Source organism: Kitasatospora sp. NPDC058406 (assembly GCF_042722765.1).
Classification (GTDB): Bacteria; Actinomycetota; Actinomycetes; order Streptomycetales; family Streptomycetaceae; genus Kitasatospora.
Genome location: NZ_JBHXKE010000500.1, coordinates 1 through 1,473 on the forward strand (window position 1 = coordinate 1; position 1,473 = coordinate 1,473).

The following is a 1,473-nucleotide window of genomic DNA, read 5'->3' on the forward strand; positions in this document are numbered from 1 at the left end:
GTGATGGGCGGACGCACAGGCATGGTCCACCATCCCACCAACTCCACCAGAGCAAGCAGTAATTGAAATACAAGCCCTGGGCAAGGTCGGCAACTACCAGATCGGCGTCAGTGTCCACGCCCTGTCCGACACCGCCTCCTGCCCGCTGTCCTGGCGCCTGTTCCTGCCCGAGTCCTGGGACGGGCCCGAGGCCGCCGCACGCAGGGCGGCGTGCCGGATCCCCGACGGCGAGCACCACCGGCCGAAATGGCAGCTGGCCCTGGAGATGCCCGACGAACTCGCCGCCACCGGGCTGCGGCCCGCGGTGCTGGTCGCGGACACCGCCTACGGCGCGAACGCGGACTTCCGCCACGGCCTGGAGGACCGGCACCTGGCCTACGTGCTGCAGGCGAAGGGCGAGATGACCGCCCACCGGGAGGACGCAGAACCGCACTGTCCGGCCTATGGCGGTCTGGGTCCGCGGCCGCTGCCGCGCTACCGCACCCGCCCGCTTCCGCTGCGCGAGCACGTGCTGGCCGCCGGACGCGGGGCCGGACGGAGCGTGACCTGGCGCAGGGGCTCCAAGGCGGCGATGAGCGCGCATTTCGTCCTGCTGCGGGTCCGGCTCGCCGGGCGGCGTCCCAAGCCGGCCGCCGACGGCACGATCCCCCTCACCTGGCTAATCGCCCAGTGGCCCGAGGGCGAGGCGGAGCCGGTCAAGTACTGGATCTCGAACCTGCCCGACGACATCCCCGCCAAGGACCTGGTCCGACTCGCGAAGTCACGCTGGCGGATCGAACACGACTACCGCGAGCTGAAGACCCGCCTGGGCCTGGACCACTTCGAGGGCCGATCCTTCATCGGCTGGCACCGCCACGTCACCCTCGTCAGCGCCGCCCACCTGTTCCTCACCGAACAGCGGAACCTCCCAAAAGTCCTGTCCAGGGCCTGACCTTCGGCCAGGCCCTGGACCTCCTCCAACACCTCATCGCCACCTGGACCGGCCATTGCCCCACCTGCCGACAACCCGCCCCATGGCGGCCCTACGACACCACCTAACAAAGCACTACTAGTCCTCTCCGAAGGAGATGCCCTGCTGGCTGCCCGAGCTCCAGGTAATTCCCGTGTTGACGTTGCCGCTGGCCGAGGTGGTGTCGAGGGTGATGGTCGACTCTCCGGAGGTCTGCCAGCCGGCGTCCGCAGCGGCAGTGCCCGCTCCTGCGAGCAGGACGGCCGCGGCCAGGGCGGAGACGACGGCGGCGGTACGGGGTGTGCGCACGAGCAGACTCCTGGTGTGAGGGGATCGGTCAGGGTCCATTGAGCCGTCCCCGCCCCGCCCGGAGGTACCGGGCGCACCGGCGCGGTGCGTGATTCACCCCATCGCGGTACGCCGCCACCCTTTGCTCGGGTGAGCGCGGTTGCCGCGGGACGAGTAGGCCTTGTCCCCCGGCGACAGCGCCGGGTCGGGTGCGAGGGCGGCCGACAGGCCCACTG

Annotated in this window: 2 protein-coding genes; one reads left to right on the top strand and one right to left on the bottom strand. The window is 70.7% G+C overall.

Annotated elements, in window-relative coordinates:
* Positions 1-76: 76 nt before the first annotated feature.
* Positions 77-931 carry an IS701 family transposase gene (locus tag ACFWOG_RS40845; protein WP_380364825.1) on the top strand — a complete coding sequence of 285 codons (855 nt, stop codon included), beginning with the start codon at positions 77-79 and terminating at the stop codon, positions 929-931.
* Positions 932-1,048: 117 nt separating this feature from the next.
* On the opposite strand, the gene ACFWOG_RS40850 is transcribed toward ACFWOG_RS40845, so the two are convergent.
* Positions 1,049-1,258 (bottom strand): hypothetical protein, encoded by a 210-nt coding sequence (locus ACFWOG_RS40850; RefSeq protein WP_380364823.1) that lies wholly within the window; start codon positions 1,256-1,258, stop codon positions 1,049-1,051.
* Between the last annotated feature and the right edge of the window lie 215 nt (positions 1,259-1,473).